Source organism: Plectonema radiosum NIES-515 (assembly GCF_025753815.1).
Classification (GTDB): Bacteria; Cyanobacteriota; Cyanobacteriia; order Cyanobacteriales; family Nostocaceae; genus Hassallia; species Hassallia radiosum_A.
Window position 1 is genome coordinate 1 of sequence record NZ_JAOWRF010000206.1, and the last position, 3,278, is coordinate 3,278.

3 protein-coding genes and 1 pseudogene are annotated in these 3,278 nt (G+C 43.7%); all 4 read left to right on the forward strand.

What is annotated here, in order from left to right:
* Positions 1 to 113 precede the first annotated feature (113 nt).
* Complete coding sequence (locus tag OGM63_RS13875; RefSeq protein WP_263746167.1) at positions 114 to 377, forward strand: hypothetical protein; 264 nt, start codon at positions 114 to 116, stop codon at positions 375 to 377.
* Positions 378 to 501: 124 nt separating this feature from the next.
* Positions 502 to 1,323, forward strand: a complete 822-nt coding sequence (locus OGM63_RS13880) for a prepilin peptidase (RefSeq protein WP_263746171.1) — start codon at positions 502 to 504, stop codon at positions 1,321 to 1,323.
* A 751-nt stretch (positions 1,324 to 2,074) separates the two neighbouring features.
* Entirely contained in the window at positions 2,075 to 3,028 is a 954-nt protein-coding gene (gene accD / locus OGM63_RS13885; protein WP_263746168.1) for an acetyl-CoA carboxylase, carboxyltransferase subunit beta, read from the forward strand.
* Between the two features lie 25 nt (positions 3,029 to 3,053).
* Positions 3,054 to 3,278, forward strand: a pseudogene (locus tag OGM63_RS13890) (hypothetical protein); the annotation flags it as partial.

Below are 3,278 nucleotides of genomic sequence, written 5' to 3' on the forward strand. Positions count from 1 at the left end.
CCCCCTGTCCCCCCTCTCAAGAACTCTCCCCCTGAAAGTTGGACAATTTGGCAACTGTTTTTCAAACTTTCATATAGACTAGATACAAACTTAGAAAGCAAATAAAACAACTAGTGTACGCTTTACGACAAGGGCAACAAGCGAATTTCAGCAACTCACAAAACCAGCCACCCTTAATCGATCCCTCCGTGATCAGAGCAGCTGGACAAATATATTACACCTACTGCGAGGTGCATCCCGAAATAGTTGGACAAGCTTCAGGAGTAGCAATTAATCGAGTTACTCTTCGCGGTAAAGTAATTTTTACTGGTCAACCAGTCCTCTTACCGCAAGAATGTTTTGTGCCTTTAAATCAAATTGAATCCTGCATGTATTAGTTCATTAGTCATTAGTCATTGCTCATTAGTCATTAGTCATTAGTCAAGAGTAAATATTGAGTGTCTCTCGACAAACGACAAAAAATAAAGCACAAATGACAAAGGACAAATGATAAATGACTATATGGACTTGTTGATACTCGTCCCCACGAGTGTAATTGTCTTCGCTTTAGGTGCATGTATCGGTAGCTTTATCAACGTTGTAGTTTATCGGCTACCTGCTAAATTGTCGATTCTCTTTCCTCCTTCTCGCTGTCCCCATTGCTTGAGACAGCTAAAAGCACACGATAACGTTCCTGTGCTGGGTTGGCTATGGTTAAGAGGTCGCTGTCGTTATTGTCAAAGTAAGATTTCTGTCCGTTATCCGGTGATAGAAGCGATAACGGGCATAGTATTTTTACTAATTTTATTTTTATTTAAAGTTTCAATTTTAACAATCGGCTATTGGGCTTTTTCTAGTTGGTTATTAGCGCTATCCCTCATCGACTTTGATACAATGATTCTGCCCAATCAATTAACAAAGTCTGGGTTAGTGTTGGGGATTGTGTTTCAAATGATTGTTGGTTTTTTACCAGAAGCTAGCTGGAGTGGATTAATTCATCATTTGATGCGGGGGATAGTGGGAGCAGTATTAGGCTTATGGTTATTTGATGCGATCGCTATATTTGGTTCTATCGCTTTTAGAAAAACAGCGATGGGTGGAGGTGATGCGAAACTAGCAGCGATGATGGGAGCTTGGTTAGGTTGGAAGCTTTTGCTTTTAGCTGGTTTTCTTGCCTGTACCCTCGGAGCCTTAGCAGGTAGTAGTGCAATTATATTATCAAAAAAGAAGTGGGGACAAAAGATGCCTTTTGGTCCGTTTCTCGCTTTCGGAGCTGCGATCGCTCTTTTTGGTGGTGAAGCAATTTTATCTAGCTATATCAGGTTATTTTTCCCCGTTATTTGATAGAAATGGGAAATGGGGAATGGGCAGTTAAAAGTCAAAATTTACCTCTGTCCTCCAAGGAGTCCCCCTGTCCCCCTCACTCCCCCCATCTCCCCGACTGTAACCACCATTACGCCATCTGTCTTTTAGCTTTTGGTAATATCAAGTGGTGATTAAGTAAGTGGGCAAAATTAAATGTAAAATACTCTCCTGATTCGTAGTGAGCGGTTTACCCTTCGGGTTCACCAGTCGAGGAAATGGGGGAAACCCCCTTTCTGCGCGCTGGCTCACCGCTCGTCGCTCTTGGATTTTAACGGCTTAAGCCGTTACTACGTTAAGGAGCGTTTATTTATCCCCATATAGAATAACTCTCTTAAATAGCCCAACCAAATTATCCATTGGTGAGCCTGCAAAGGGTGAGGTACATGCTGACTCTCAATAAGAAAGCAACAAAAATTATTAATTTGGAGGGTGTTACTACAACTCCTTTTTCAAGAGCGATCGCGTCTATGAAAGAAATGCAAAACTGCTGAGAAATTCCTTAAAAAAGGAATAACAGACTTGAATTGGTTTATGTATTTTCGTTAAGCTGGCACTATTCGTCACATGGGAAAGTCGATTAGCGCAGAGAAGACAAATTGGAATAAGTGGTCAGGAGTTATTTGTCAATCGTGATTCGTCGTATATTTATTCACAAAGGACAATCATATAAAAGACCACGCAAAGCGGATTGATCTGTTTTGAACTTAGTACACACTTGCATAAGATAAAAATGGCAAACAACGAAGAATCACGCGGTTTAAAGTCTTTGTTAGATTGGTTTGCAAATCGACGTAAATCAGGCTCTATCAGTGTTGAACGCCAAGAACGGGAAATTGCTGATGGGTTGTGGAATAAATGTCCCAAATGTGGTGTATTGACATATACCAAAGACCTGAAGGCGAATCAGATGGTTTGCACTGAATGTGAACATCATAATCGAGTGGATAGCGATGAGCGCATCCGCCAATTGATAGATGCGAATACGTGGAAAGCAATGGATGAGAATTTGCGTCCTGCCGATCCTCTGCAATTTCGCGATCGCAAACCTTATAGCGATCGCTTGCGAGAAACCCAAGAAAAACTTGGCTTAATTGATGCTGTAAAAACTGGTTTAGGTGAAATCAATAAATTACCCATCGCTCTTGGAGTCATGGACTTCCGATTTATGGGTGGTAGCATGGGTTCTGTTGTCGGTGAAAAACTCACCCGCTTAATAGAGACGGCGACTCAACGGCGATATCCTGTAGTTATCATCTGCACCTCTGGTGGTGCAAGAATGCAAGAAGGAATGCTTTCACTGATGCAGATGGCGAAAATCTCCGCAGCCCTACAACGTCATCGAGAAGCACGACTATTGTATATTCCCGTTTTAACCAATCCTACCACAGGCGGCGTCACTGCTAGTTTTGCCATGTTGGGTGATATGATTTTGGCAGAACCAAAAGCAATGATCGGTTTTGCGGGTCGGCGAGTGATTGAGCAAACCCTCCGCGAAAAACTGCCCGATGATTTTCAAACTGCTGAAGACTTGTTGAAACACGGTTTTGTCGATGATATCGTACCCCGTACCCAGTTAAAAAACACTTTAGCGCAGCTGATTTCCCTACACCAGCCAGCACCAAGCACCCCTCATATGCTGTTGTGGGATACTAGTAGATCGTTCAGCTCCACCACTGTTGAGTAAGGCAGGGGAGTGGGGGAGTGGGGGAGTGGGGGAGTGGGAGACAAGGCAGACAAGGCAGACAAGACAGACAAGGCAGACAAGGCAGACAGAGGTAACTTTTAACTCCCAACTCCCCACTCCCTACTCCCAACTCCCAACTCCCAACTCCCAACTCCCAACTCCCAACTCCCCACTCCCAACTCCCAACTCCCCACTCCCAACTCCCAACTCCCAACTCCCAACTCCCAACTCCCCACTCCCCACTCCCCAC

What these genes read in the sequence shown, in the direction of transcription:
- OGM63_RS13880 (WP_263746171.1), top strand. Translation starts at nt 502, where the DNA reads ATGGACTTGTTGATACTCGTCCCCACGAGTGTAATTGTCTTCGCTTTA.
- accD (WP_263746168.1), top strand. Translation starts at nt 2,075, where the DNA reads ATGGCAAACAACGAAGAATCACGCGGTTTAAAGTCTTTGTTAGATTGG.